Origin of the sequence: Amycolatopsis endophytica (assembly GCF_013410405.1) — a bacterium.
Classification (GTDB): domain Bacteria; phylum Actinomycetota; class Actinomycetes; order Mycobacteriales; family Pseudonocardiaceae; genus Amycolatopsis_E; species Amycolatopsis_E endophytica.
On the sequence record NZ_JACCFK010000002.1, the window covers coordinates 1,674,127 to 1,686,886 of the forward strand.

The 12,760-nt window shown below is 70.7% G+C and carries 2 protein-coding genes (1 of these 2 cut by a window edge); both read right to left on the reverse strand.

Going from position 1 to position 12,760, the window contains the following annotated elements:
• On the reverse strand, positions 1 to 342 hold the full coding sequence (locus HNR02_RS33445) for a hypothetical protein (protein ID WP_179777592.1): 342 nt from the start codon (positions 340 to 342) through the stop codon (positions 1 to 3).
• Positions 342 to 12,760: the 3' end of a WXG100-like domain-containing protein gene (locus tag HNR02_RS33450; RefSeq protein WP_179777593.1), read on the reverse strand. Its footprint extends 27,226 nt past the window's final position; only the last 12,419 of its 39,645 coding nucleotides appear in the window; the start codon falls outside the window, past its right edge; its stop codon occupies positions 342 to 344. Before HNR02_RS33450 ends, HNR02_RS33445 begins: the two co-directional genes overlap by 1 nt.

Sequence of the window (12,760 nt, forward strand, 5' to 3'; positions counted from 1 at the left end):
TCAGAACCGGACTTCTTCGATGTCGTCGTCCACAGCGTCCGGCGGATGGACGAGCGTGAAGTCTGGCAGCCGGGCGTTGAGCACCTCGACGGGGGTGGTGATCGGTTCGAACTCCACCCCTTCGGGCACCGTCGTGAGCGAGATGTGGATGCCGAAACCGCAGTGGGCGCAGGAGAACTGGGCGTATCCCATCCGGTCCGATTCGTCGGCGACGAACACCAGGCGCAGCTCGTGGTGGCCGCAGTTCGGGCACGCCGTGCCGGGCCGGTCCGGCAGCGCGTCGTAGTACTCGCCATAGGTGCGCTGCCAGTCGGCGTAGGAAGCGTGCTGCTCGCCGGCCATCAGTCTTCCCGTTCCTGGTTGAGCGGGTGGTTCTGCCACCACTCCTTGTCGGCGGTGTGCGCCTCGTTCTCCCAGGCCCGCCATTCCCGGGCCGATCCGACGGGCCGCCAGCCCTTGTTCTCCAACTGCTTCACGTGCTCGTTCTCATGGTACAGAGTGCGGGCCAGCACCTCTTCGTTGACGAACGCCTGCGGCGTGGCCTCGACGCGGGCGCCCCGGCCGTTGAGCACCGTCTCGCCGTACATGCCACGCTTGGACTTGTTGATCGTCACCTTCGCCCTGTCGTGCATCTCGATGCCGTACTTTTCGGCTATCAGACGGATGTTCTCCGGCGTCACCTTGAGCTTGCCGCTCTCCCAGTACTCGAGCCGCGGATCCCTCCGGTTCTCCGGCCAGGGCTCGGGCTTGGTGCCCTCGTCGTCGAGCCGGCGCAGGCGCTCGCCCGTCAGGTCCAGTTCCTGGCGGGAGTAGCCGGCATACAGGCTTCCGGCGTCCTGGAGTTCCAGCTCCCACTGGGTATAGCGGGACAGTTGGGCGATGTTCAGGTTGGCGGTGACCCGGAAGTACCGCAGCTCACCCTTGTCCAGCTGCGCGCGCATCGCGCCCACGTGCGGTGCCTTCGCACCGCCCTCGACGGCCATGGCACTGAGCGCGGCGAGCACGTGCTGCCTCGGGTCGCCGGGCTCGGTCACGGCGTGCGGGCCCATGCCCTCGATCACCACGTAGTGCCCGTCGCGGTCGCGGTGGATCTGGACCAGCCCCCGCCCCGTCTCCGGCACGTCGACCCTCGTCAGCGGGTTCCGGCCGAGCGAGCCGTACTCGGCGCGCAGATCACGAGCGGCGTGCCGGACGGCGTGGACACCGACCTCGTCGTTCAAGACGCTCACCGGCTCCGGCGGATCCCCGTGGATCAGCGGCGAGCCCGTGTCGAGCAGCTGCGCGAACTCCGGGATGATCGGCTGGGTGTCCCAGCCGGGAATCCGCAGCCGGATTTCGCCGTTTTCGCCGCGCACCGGTGTCGCAGCGGTGTAGATGCCGTGCCGGACCTCGGGCATGCTGGCCAGCAACGGCATCCCGGCGTCGGCGAGCGCGGAAAGCAGCTCGCCCAGGAACGCGACGGCGTTCTCCGCGTCGACGACCGACTGCCGCACGGGATGCGGGATCACTGCCTCGAGAACCGCGGCGACCTCGTCGGGCGCGGCGAGGTAGCGGGTGTGCGCCACGTCCTCCGCGAGGAGAGCGTCTTCCACCGCCAGCATCCACCGCGGGCTCTCCGGACTGGCCGGATCCGCAGGGAGCAGGAATTCGTTCGGCACGACCAGATCGCGGGATCCACGCCGCGGCGAAAGCCGCACCACGTGGTCGCCGGAGGGCAGTTCGGTGACGAGATGGCGGATCTGGTCCGGCTGCGCCGCCGCTACGGCGTGAAGCACCCGGAAGGCCGTCATCGACCGCATCTGGCCGCTGCTCATGAGGGCCGGGTCGAGCGTGTCGAAGACGGGCCGGGCGACGGGCGCCCAGGACCGGCCGTCGGTGTCCTCGTACAGCGCCGGCTCGCGCGGCACCAGTGGGTTCGGGTTCGCCGGATGCCGCGGGTCCTCGGGCGGGAGGGCCGAGTCGGCCAGCGCATCGAAGGCGCGGTGCACGAGCACCATGCCTTTCCGGTCCGGCCGGTAGAAGAACTCGTGGTCCTCCAAGAGAGCCATCATCTCCGGGTTGTTCCCGTGCTCCGCCTCGAACGCGGCCCTGGCCTGCGCACGGTCCAGGGCCAGGCGTGCGGCCGGATCCCCGGCCGAGAACGGGTCGACGGCCGCCACGTGGCCCTTGGCGATGACGGGTACGTAGCGTTCGAGGTCGACCGTGCCGGACGGGGTGCGGGGCAGGCCGTGCGTCCGCACCAGCTGGGCGAGTGCCGGCGCCTGTCCGGCCAGTTCGCTCACGTGATTTTCCGCTGGGTGCAGCGGCTCGCTGTCCGGCCACGGCGAATTCAGGTCCAGCTCGGGTTCGGGCCGCCCCGCTGCTCCGCTGTCCTCGCGCGGGACGAGCGTGCCCAGGCCCTGGTCCCAGTCGCCGGCGAGTGCGCGTTCGAGCGCTTCGTGCGGAGCGAGATCCGGATACGCCAGGACGGCCAGAGCTTCGCGGTTGGCCAGCGCCCGCCGCAGCAGTGGCAGATCACCGCTGTTCCTGGAGTGCCACGCCAGGAGCTGCCGCCGTGCACGCGGATCGGTCATGGCATCGTGGACGGCCCGCAGATCGTCGGGCAGCCCTGAGGCGTCCGGCCGCATGGTGAGGGACCGGGCGAGCGCGATCCACTCCTGTGATTCGTCGCCGCCCGCGGCGTGAAGGTAGCCGGCGGTGGGCGGCAGCTGGCTGACCGGGCTGGGTGTCGTCCCGGACAGCACCACCGGTTTGCCGTCGCCGTCGATCATCAGGACGTCGATCCCGAAGCCGGCGGGCAGACCGGGCCCCGGCTTCTTCCGCCAGAACAGGATCTTCTCGGGAACGGGGGCGTGGCGCGGGCCCATGCCGGTCCGCAGCGCGTACCCCAGGGCGAGGTCGTCCACGAAGTCCGCGGCGTCCAGCACCCTGTCCGCCACGTCGCTCGCCGTCAGGCCGCGGAGTCGTTGCGGCTTGCCGCTGATCACGTCGTCGGTGAGCCAGTGGACGGTCCCACCGTGGTTGACGGCGATGGCCGCGGCGTGCAGGTCGTGCGGGTTCGAGCTGAGCCGGTGGATGACGTGCACCATCGCGCCGGGCCGGGCCGTCAACTCGCGTTCGATGTCGGCGTAGGGGTCCACGCCCTCGGGATAGGAGCGGAAGCGGGCGCCGGTGATCATTTCCTCGCGCCCGGCCGCACCGAGTTCGAAGCCGTAGGGTTCGCCATCCCGGATCCCGCGGAAGATGGGCAGCGCGGGCAGCTTGGCGATGCCGAGGTGGAAGATGGACCGCGCGGCGAGGAAGACTTCGAACGAGGAGGTGCCCGGCCGCCAGAGGAACTTCTGCCACACCTTCGGCGCCTGCTGCTTGGCAGGGTGCTCCCCCTTGCCGAGCATGGCTTTCTCCAGCTCCGCCGTCTCGTTGGCGGGCGTCCGCCGCAGCCCGTCGCGCTGGTCGAAGGGAGCGACCTCGCCGGGCGTGGCCGCGGGATCGTGGACCGAGTTCAGCAGCGACCCCAGCACCGGTTCGGTCTCGGCGAGGCGGATCAGGCGCTCCTCCGGGAGCTGCTTCTTGGCGATCTCCTTGAGCACCCGCCGGATCCAGGCGTGGTCGGACTTCGCCGGGTCGTCGTAGTGGCGCGGGGCTGCGGGGGCGATGTTCGTGGGCAGTGTGCCGAGACCGTTCTCCCACCGTGTGGTGAGCAGTTCGGCCAGCGCCCGGTCCATCCCCTGCTCGGCGAGGTCGGGGTAGGTCCACTCGGCCAGTTTGCGCAGGTGCTGGATCGCGCGCACGAAGACTTCCGGGTTCGTGCCCGCGTCCATGACGTGGGCCATCGCCCGCAGTTCGAGCTGCGCCGGACGGCTCCCCGCCAGCGAGTAGTAGAGCGCGGCGGCTTCCGGCGGGAACGAGGCCGGGGAGTCCAGCACGTTCTCGCCGTCCAGCTCCGCCTGACGGAACCGGTCGGCGTGCACGGCCCACGCGGCGCGTTCCTCGGACGACATCACGCCGAGGTGGACCTTCGTCGGTGTCCGCGGGTTGACGGGCGACAGCGGCCGGTTGCTGAAGGTGAACGCGCGCGCCTCCGTCGCCCCTCCGTTGTGGACGATGACGTCGATCGCGGTCACGCCATGCTCGTAGCGGTACAGGGGCTCGGGGCTCGCCACGCCGCGAACCGGATCGAGGTACACCGGCGTTCCGCCGTCCTGGCTCGCGACGGCGGTGACGTAGGGCTCGCGTCCCGGGCCGTGCAGGACGACGTAGGCGAAGGCGTTGCCCCGGCTCATCGCCAGCACGTTTTCGAGGTCGAGGTAGGCGAGGTCGATCGTCGGGACCGCGTCGGCGGTGTGCAGGCCGGTGGTGTCGGCCAGCCGCTGGAAGCGGCCGCCACGGTCGGCGATCCGGCCCAGCCCGTCGAGCTCGCGGCCCAGCGGCCGGGTGAGGTCGCCGTCCGCGAAGCCGTCGACGGTGCGGCGGGCCGCGGCGTCGATCTGCATGGTGCGCGAGCGGTCGCGGATCCAGTAGTCGTGCAGGACCATCGCCGCGTCGGCGTCGGCGAGCCGTCCCGCCGGGTCGGCGGCCCACGGTGCGAGCAGCCGCGCGGCGCGGATCAGGTCCTGCACGCCGGTGAGCGGTGTGACGCTCAGCGCCTCGTCCGCGATGGCGAACTGCGCTTCGGGAGCAGGCGTCAGGCCGCCGCGTTCGCCGAGCACGCGGGTCACGCGAGCAGGGGCGAAGGGTTGCTTCCCGGTCCACTTCGCGGGCCGGACCTCGCCGGAGACGATGTTGTTGGCCCGCCAGTGCTCCTCCGGCAGGTTCCGCAGCTGATCCGGGGTGAGGTGACCCAGCATCATCTCCCTGGCCACGAGATCGCGGCGGTGGTCCTCCTCCTCGATCAGGGCGAGCGTCAGCGGGCGCAGGTGCGCCGCGGCGATGGCGTCGAGGTCGAGCTCCTGGGAGACGTCAAACGCGGTGTCGCGGAACGCGGCGACGACTTCGCCGGTGCGCGCGGAATGGCCACCCTCGGCGATGGCGGCGGCTTCCTGAGCGGCGATGACGTCGAGAGTGAGCAGTCGCCCGGCCAACGCGGCGTCGACGGCGGTCTTCGGGTCGGGCCGGCGCAGCTGACCGCGCCGCAACCGCTGCATCCGGGTTTCCTGGTTCAGCTCGTGCCGGGCGCGGCCGAGCTGGTCCGCGAGCGCCCGCGCCGCCTGGTCGCGCGGAGTTCCCGGATGCAGTTCCAGACTGATCGGAGGCTTCCCCGAGTCGGGCGCCGTGCCGGCGAACGCGACCACCAGGCGCGGGCCGACGCGCCGGGTCCGGTCGGTGTAGTCGACCGTGACGGGCACGCCCGCGAGATCGACCTGCGGGGTTCCGTCCACCGAACCGATCCTCAGCTCCGGCACGACCCGGGCGAGCGTGTCCAGCGCGGCGAGCGCTTCTTCCCGGTCGGTCTCGAAGGACGTGTTCACTTCCCCGGTGGCGACGAGCGCGTCCAGTTCGGGGATATTGCGAAGCTCGGGTTCCACCGAAGCATCGCGCCCGTCCGGCAGCTCGGCGCCGCCCAGGTCCGGGTCGAAGCGGGCCGCCATGAACTGCTGTTCGATGCCGCGCCCCGGGAACCGCGCGACCGGGTTGATCCCCGGCCCGTGGGCCTCGGGCACCGACGGCAGCCCGCGCGGCCGGTGCGGTCCGCCCCCTTCCGGGAACGTCGCGTGCACCAGCGGCTGCCCGAAGTCGAGGAACAGTTCGAACTCGTGAATGGTGGCCCGGGTCCCCAGATCGGGGATGTTCACCAGGACCCGGCCGGTCCGGGCGTCGCGGACCGGTGTCGCCGTGACGTACCTGCCTTCCGGTCCGCGCGAAAGCCGGGCCAGCATGGGCATCTTCGCATCGGCGAGTACCGGCAGCAGCTGGTGCAGTGCGTCACCGGTCGCGCCGAGACCCGGCAGGTGGGACACGACCACTTCCAGGCCGGACACCGCCTCCAGCATCGAGCGGACGTGGTCGGCGCTGCCCGGATAGCCGGCGTTCGTCAGCCCCTGGTCGATGAGCGCGGCCTCCGCGGCGAGCATCCACCGGGGGCTCTTCGCCACCTCGGGGTCCGCGGGCACCAGGAACTCGTTCGGCACCGCGAGACGGACCACCTCCCCGCCGCGGTGCAATCGGACCAGGTGGTCGCCGGTGCCCTCCACCTCGGTGACGAGGCGGTTGCGCACGAGCATCCGGCGGGCGTCGGTGAACGAGCGCAGCACCTGGAACGCGACGTCGCTGCGCATCTGGTCCGGGTTCAGGACCGGGACCTTGCCGTCCTCGAACACGGGCCCGTCGACCGGCGTCCACACGCGACCGGTCGTGTCCTCGCCGGGAAGGGCCGGGCGGTGCACGAGCCGGACCGGGTCGGCCGGGTGGCGCGCGTCGCCGGGTGCGAGCACGGTGTCGAGCAGGTCGCCGAACGCGCGCGGCGCGAGCACCATCGCCGACTTGTCCGGCGTGTAGAAGAACTCGTACCCGTCGAGCGCATCGAGGACGTCCTGGTGGTCCCGGTAGACCCGCTCGAACTCCGCGCGCGCCGCCGCGCGGTCCGCGCTCAGGGTGGTGGCCGGACCTCCCCAGGTCCGGCCGCGAGCAGCCAGCGGCTGGTAGGCGGCCAGGTCGACGACTCCACCCGCGGTGCGCGCAAGCCCGTGCCTGCGCACGAATTCCGCGTGGACGGGAGCCGTTCGCGCGAGTTCGGCCAGGGCCCGCGCGGACGGTCGCAGAGGTTCCTGGTGCGTGTTCGGCAGCGCCTCCGCGTCGAAGTAGTCCAGGATGGACAGTCCGCCGAGCTCGTCCGTGGTGGCCCCGGCGCTCATCTGGTCGGCGAGCCACGCTTCCCGCTCGGCCCGCGGCATCGCGTCGAGGTAGGGCCGGGTCGGCGGGCGGCTGCTGTCCGGCGACACCGACAAGCCCGCGATCGGTACCGGCCCGGCCGGGCCGTGCAGGATGACGTCGACCGCGGTCATGCCCTCGGAGTACCCGTGGATGGGCGCCTGCCCGGAGCGGCCGGTGACCGGGTCGAGGTGGCGCACCCGCCCGTCCTGGCCCACGACGGCCGTAACCAGCGGCTGCTGTCCGTCTCGGCGCACCACGACGTAGGCGAAGGACCGGCCGTCGAGCTGCCCGAGCGCGTTGACCACGGTCTCGTAGGCGGCCTCGACGACCTCCTGGCGATCCGGCTCCTGCAGTCCGGTGAGGTCGAGCAGGCGCTGGAGGCGGCCGTCGTGGTCCTCGATCGTGTCATCCAGTGCGGCATCGATGCCTTCACCGGCCCAGTAGCCGTGCACCGCGATCGCCGCGGCTTGTGCCTCCGGTCCGGCGAGGAGCCGCGCGGCGGTTTCGACGCCCGCGAGTCCGCTGGACCCGGAGGCACCGAGGACCTCGCGCGCGATCGTCACCCGTGTGCCGAAGGATGGCTCCCGTCCGGCAAGCAGTGCCTTCGTCAGTGGACTCAGGTGGGCATCCGCGATCGCGCCGAAATCGCGACCCTCCGGCAAGCCATCGGCGATCTCGCCCGCCTCACGGGCGGTTTCCCCCGTCGCGGCCGGATAGCCGGACTCACCGATCACGCCGGCTTCCTGGCGTGCGAGCGCGTCGAGCACGAGCAGGCGCCCGGCGAGCGGGGCGTCGACCACGGTGGCCGGGTCCGCCCGCCTGCTCCAGAACCGTCGCGGCCGCTCCTCCTGCGCCAGTTCGTGGCGGGCGCGGCCGAGCTGGTCGCCCAGCACGCGCAGCGCCGCATCGCGGGGCATACCGGAAGGCAGGTTCAGCACGATCCGATGCCGTCCGCGGGAACCGGCCAGCGGACTGTCCAGGGGCGGCTGACCGGTGATCGCGACCGTCACGGGCACCGAGCCGAGATAGCCCTCGATCTCCCCGCTGCCGCCGAACGGCACGAGGTCGAGACCGGGCACCACCGTGCGGAGGGTGTCCAGCGCGAAGAATGCCTCGCGCCGGTCGGTCAGCCGTCGCTGCTCAGCGTCGCTCCCACCGAGGGCGCCGGTTCCCCGGCCCGTTCCAGCAGCAACGTCGTCCACCCGTTCCGCCGTGCCAGTGGTGTCGGAAACTCCACCGACATCACCCGCCAGGCGCGACCAGTTCCCGAGTCGGTCAGGGTCGTCCCCGGTTCGATCGGATCCCCCTGCTCCGGGCCCAGCAACCGGATCCCCGGGAACGCCGCCAGGTCGTCCACTTTGGTCACCCGAATCGTGGTCATGTCCGTCTCCTTCCGTGTGGAACAGATACGGGAGAACCTCCTCACCCTCCCGCGGCTCGGGCAGCTGACCCGGTTCGACGACCGGTGGCCGGGAACCCCGGCCGTACAGACGGTCCACCGCGGCGTCGGCGTGCGCCTCGGCGTTCGCCTCCAACTGGTCCTTGAGCGACTCGACCGGGAGGATGCCCAGCTTGAGCTGACCGGAGCGGGCCAGCCCGTGCCCGAGCACGCGGACCAGGGTGTTGATGGACTCGAACGCTTCGGGCGCCAGCCAGATCTCGCGACCGCTCAGGTGGGTCGGGGTCAGTGCCCTGGCGCCCTCCGACCGCATCAGGGCGAGCATCTCCGGATCGGTGACGACGCGAACCGCCACATCCGTGGCGTCCAGCCCGGCCTGGACCGCCGCCCAGCGTGCGGTTTCGGCGGACGGCTCAAGCGGCCCGGTCGGCAGGCTCGGTGCGGGCGTGCTCACGGGCTGCTTCCCGCCGAGATACTTCTCGATCTCCGCCCGCACTTCGCCCTCGGAGAAGACGACGGGGGTCGGGCGACCGCTGGAGCCGTGCTCGTGCCACAGCTCGTGGGCGCGGTTCAGCTTCGCGGTGAGGTCGGCGATCAGCTGTGCCCGACGCTCCTCACTCGTCTCCGGGTCGGCGAAGTACTCCGCGTACAGGACGGCGTCGCCCAAGGCCGACTTGATCCACGCGTGGTTCTGGTACCGCGGAAGGTCCTCCTTCCAGCGTTCGATCGCCTCGGCCGGCATCAGTTCGGTCCACCGCCGGAGCAGGTGGCGCTCTTCCTCCGCCGAGTAGTTCATGTAGTACAGGTGGACGGCCATGTCCGCGACCGGGTCCCCGTACAACGCCAGCTCCCAGTCGAGGAACGTCGACCCGTGATCCGCCACCAGGATGTTGCCCCGGTGCAGATCCATGTGGATCAGACCGAACGGGCGCCGGGTCAGCCCGCGCCAGCCGTCACGCACCACCGCGACCGGATCCTCGGGTATGCGGAACGCCCTCATCAGGTCACCGTGTTCGGTCGCGGCTCGCTCGTACTGCGCTTGGGTGAGGTCGGACATCCGGGAACCGAAGACACTCGTCACCGGGCCCTCGGGCCAGCGGTCCGGCAGTGGCGGCAGCTCGCCCGCGGTGACCTGGCTCGCGTCGGCGAAAAGCTGCGCGACGTCGTCGAGCACGTGCTTGGGAACAGGCTCGTCCGCGGCCAGGGTGCGCCCCTCCTCGAACCGCTGGATCTGCCGGCCGCCGAGCGACTGCCACATCGACGGCACGTTGGCCAGCAACGTGTTTCCGCCCGGGCGTACGGGCCCCAGCCGGTTCAGCAGATCCGCCTCATGCCAGATGCGCAGGTCCTTGTACCCGGTCTTGCCCGCGGGGGCCCGCACGATGACCGGGCCGAATCCGGTCTCCACCCGGGTGTTGCTGTTGTACAGCCCTTCCAGTCCCGGTTCGTGAGCGGCCAGGGCGATCAGGGTTTTGGTCCACCGCTCGCGCAGCAGCCGGTGCTCATCGTCGCGGTGGTCCGGGAGGACGCCGAGGTCGCGCATCTGCCTTTCGAGGTCCGCCAGCTGCGCCTCGGCCTCGGCGCGGGCGAGTGCGGGCGGCTCGATGTCCCGGATGTGCTGGTCGAGGTCGGCCCAGGTCCACTTCTCCGGCAACTGGTCGGCGCGGATCCCGTGGTGCAAGAACACCTCAGGGACCGATTTCGTCTCCGTGGCGAGGACCGCGCGCAGAACCTCGACGGTCTTGGGCGCGTACCACTGCGCCGCCTCGGCGAACTCCAGCAGGTCCAGCAGCTGCTGACGGCTGTACTCGGCGGACTTGCGGGCGAAGAACTGGGCCAGCTGGTCCCGGTCCTCCGACATGACCGCGCCGTCGTAGGAGTACCGCCACCGGAACTGCTCCATCTTGAGGAATTCCCCGCGACGGAACCAGCTCGACGACGTCACGTTCACGGTGCTCGAGACCACGCCCGAGGCCGCCTGCATGCCGACGTCGGCCAGGCTCGGGTCCGGCGAGATCGCCTCGGTCGTCGCGCGGCTGAGGAAACTGCCGACGTTGCCCGGCCCGAGCTCGTCGAGCATCAGGTTCAGGGCACCGGGGACACCGATAGGGCCGTGGTGGTAGACCGCCACGATGCGGGAGATCCGGTCCAGCGCCTCGTCGGCGTTCTCGCCGACGATCAGGAAGTGCGAGTCGATGGCGTTGGCCAGCACCCGCGTCGGCTCGCCCGGGACACCGGCGACGAACCGGAAGATCAGCTGCTGCCGGTGTGCGCCGCGGAGCTTGGCCCACAGTTCCTTGGGACCGGGTTTCCGGACCTTGTCGATGTACAGGACGTACTCGCCGTCACCGTAGCGCAGGACCTTGGCCAAGTGCTTGACGCGCTCGACCATCTCGCCGCTCTCGCGCAGGCGCTCCAGGTCTTCGAACAGCGTCCCCGGCCGGGTGAGTTCCGGGCGCCGGTCGAGGATCTCGCGGGCCTTCGCCCCGAGGACCGGGTCGTCGGCGTACTGACTCAGCCTCTCGCGCAGATCGTTGTCGGCACGATAAACGTCGGTCGCCAGCGTACGCGCCCAGTCGTCCATCGCCCGCGCTGTCGCCGCCCGTGGACTGAGCTCCTTCTGCAGCCGGGTCGAGAGCCGTTCGATGTTGTTGCGCGCGGTGACCATCCGCATGGCGCCGTCCAGCGTCCGCTGGCTCGCCTCGGTCACGGACTGACCGGCCGCATCCGTGTTGCCCTGCTGCAGGCTGACCCCGGCGCTGACCGCCCCGCTGCCGAGCGCCTTGCCGAACGCCGCGATGGCCAGTTGCCGGATCTCCCGGCGGTGCATGAACCGCTCACGCTCGATCAGGTCGTCGACGTGCCGGTACATCCACTGCTGGAGGTCCTGGAGCGGGATCCGGGTGCCGTCTTCCGTCCACTGGGTGGGCAGTAGGGACATGAACTCGCGGACGTCGGTGTTGCCACGTTTGTACACCGCCTGGTGCGTCGTCATGGGCGCGAGCGCGCCGGGTAGGTCGGTCAGGGCGTAGGTGATCCGCAGCTCGCCCGGGATCTTCGGCGTCCGCAGCGCCCGCTCGGCCTGGATCCGCAGGGTCAGGCCGTTGCCCTCGTCGATCGCCTTGGCGATCTCGTCGACGGTGAGGTCCTCACCGTCGTCCTTACGGCGGGCGATCTCCTTCGCCGCGGCTTCGGTTTCGTCGACCTTCCGCTTCGCCTCGGGCACCTTGTCCTTGGCGACTTGGAGAGCGTCCTTCGCTTCGGTGACCTCGCTGTTCTTCGCGGCGATCTCCGACTGCGCGGCCCCGTTCTTGCGTGCCTTTTTCAGCTCCGCGGCCGCCCTGGCGACGGCCTTCTCTGCCGCCTTGACGGCCTTTTCGGCCGCCTCGTGCTCGGCCTTGGCACGCTCGGCCACGACTTCTTCGGCCGTCAGCATCCGCGCGGAGGAGATCCCGGGGTAGGCCTGCGCCCTGGCTGTGGCCTCGTCAACGGCCCGGACCAGCATCTCGGCCGTGTTGCCCGGCACCATCTCCTGGTCCGGCTGGGCGGGCAGGTGCTGTCCGATCTCCGCGGCGGCGCCCTTGGCCACGCCGTCCGCGATTCCCATCAGTTTCAGGGAAGTGTCGGCCATGTTGATCCGGGCCGTCGCCCCGATCAGAGCCTGAAAGCCCTGGCGCTCGCGGACGGCGTCCTCCCACAGCTTGCGGGCGAGCGCGTTGTACTTGAAGTTCAGGTAGCGGGAGGACACGGCACCGGCGCGGGTCCCCGCGCTGCCCTCCACGAGCGGTGCGATCAGCTCGAGGCTGCCGGCACTCAGGTTGAAGAAGGTTGTGGCCAGGAACTCGACCGGGAGAGTGGTGAAGTTCTCCTTGAACAGCGACTGCAGAGTCGGCTGGATCCACAGCTGCGCACCCTTGGTGACGACATCGGCCAGCTGCTCCGAAATCGCCGCACGGATCGCGTCGTCGCCACCCTGGTAGGTGTTCGGCGAGACACCGATCCAGTACCGCTGTTCGCTGGCGGGAACGCGGCCACCCTTGAGGACCTGGTACGAACGCGGCAGCCCACCGGTCACCAGCGAAACCTTCAACGTCTCCCCGGTGGGCAGCTTGAGGGTGAGGGTCCCGGTGTCGTTGACCGCCTGCTTCCCGGCGTCCTCCGCGGCGATCCGTTCTTCCGACCAGGAGACCTCGATCAGTTCCTGGAGAGTTCTCCGGATGGCCGGGCTCTGCACGTAGCTCATCGGGAACGTCTTGGCGACCAGCTGTTCCGCGATCTCCGCGCCGATCCGCGTCATGCGGGTCTGCAGGTCGTTCATCTCGTCACCGGTGAGCCGTGCGACCGGCTCGGGCGCCGGCGTCTGCGGCACGTCCTCGACGTGCATCAGCTCCGCCAGCGGCTGGAGCGTCGCAGCGGTGTCGTGCGCTCCCTGCTGGAGTGATACCGCCGTCGGGCCGATGCCACCGCGCATGATGAACGCCCGCAGGCGCC